General features: G+C 62.1%; 1 pseudogene. It reads right to left on the reverse strand.

Annotation, left to right across the window (positions count from 1 at the left end):
- A pseudogene (locus FPZ47_RS27990) lies at positions 1-401 on the reverse strand (transposase); the annotation flags it as partial.

Genomic DNA, 401 nt, shown 5'->3' on the forward strand with positions numbered 1-401 from the left:
GAGGCTCAGCTGCCGACGGTTCGGGTGTGATGTCGATAGGCCGTTCGAGCGGCTTGCCCTTGTGGAAGACGGCGCTGGCACGGACGAGGGCGACCAAGTGTGGTGCGTTGACCGCGCGCCAGCGGGCCTGGGCGGCCTCGATTAGCTTGTAGGCCATCGCCAGCCAGGCCGCGCGGGAGCCCGGCCCTTTGGTGACTTTGGTCCTCAAACGTACTGTCGCAAAGGTACTTTCGATCGGATTTGTGGTGCGAAGGTGGATCCAATGCTCGGCGGGATACCGGTAGAACTCCAAAAACACCTCGGCGTCGTCGACGATCTTGGGCGACCGCTTTGGGGTATTTGGCGCCGTAGTCGATCTCGAACGCTTTGATCGCGAGCTGGGCTTTGTCGATATCCTCGGC

This window comes from Mycobacterium helveticum, assembly GCF_007714205.1.
Taxonomy (GTDB): domain Bacteria; phylum Actinomycetota; class Actinomycetes; order Mycobacteriales; family Mycobacteriaceae; genus Mycobacterium; species Mycobacterium helveticum.